The organism is Acinetobacter sp. ANC 5378 (genome assembly GCF_013004315.1).
Taxonomy (GTDB): Bacteria; Pseudomonadota; Gammaproteobacteria; order Pseudomonadales; family Moraxellaceae; genus Acinetobacter.
On the sequence record NZ_JABERK010000071.1, the window covers coordinates 1 to 679 of the forward strand.

Sequence of the window (679 nt, forward strand, 5' to 3'; positions counted from 1 at the left end):
TGTAAGCCCAAAATAGAAATGTCCGGTTTCTCCAAAGTAAAAATGTCCGCTTTTAGAATATGCACTTTTGCGATTATTGAAGCGGACGGTTTGATATGTTGGTGTCTATGTCGGATAAAGAACTTAAACGATTGTCGGTCTTGCAGGAAATCTGCGATCAACGCATAACTCAATCCCAGGCTGCTCAGCTACTTCATATTTCAGAACGTCAGATCAGACGCTTACTGCAGAAATACAAAGCTCAAGGCCCAGCTGCATTAGCCCATGCTGGTCGTGGCCAAACCAGCAACTGCAAACTTCCTGAAGAACTCAGACTCAAGTGCCTCAATATTGTTTCGGATCAACTCCATGGTTTCGGACCCACTTTAGCGCATGAAAAGCTCACTACCGTTCATGGATTCGATCTTTCAGTGGAAACCCTGCGTTGCTGGATGATTGCAGCCGATTTATGGATTCCTCGCTCCAAGCGCCTGAAACGCCCATATCAGCCTCGATATAACCGAGATTGTTATGGTGAACTGGTACAAATCGATGGCTCACACCATGACTGGTTTGAAGGAAGAGCCGCTAAATGCTGTCTGCTAGTCTTTATCGATGATGCCACAGGCAAATTGCAGCATTTACGCTTCTGTGAATCAGAATCAGCCTTTGACTATATGATTTCGACACGCTTGTATGT

At 45.1% G+C, this 679-nt stretch carries 1 protein-coding gene; it reads left to right on the plus strand.

Features of this window, described 5'->3' with window-relative positions:
- Nucleotides 1–107 precede the first annotated feature (107 nt).
- Nucleotides 108–679: helix-turn-helix domain-containing protein (locus HLH16_RS13720; protein WP_171529760.1), on the plus strand; the 572-nt coding region annotated here is incomplete at its 3' end.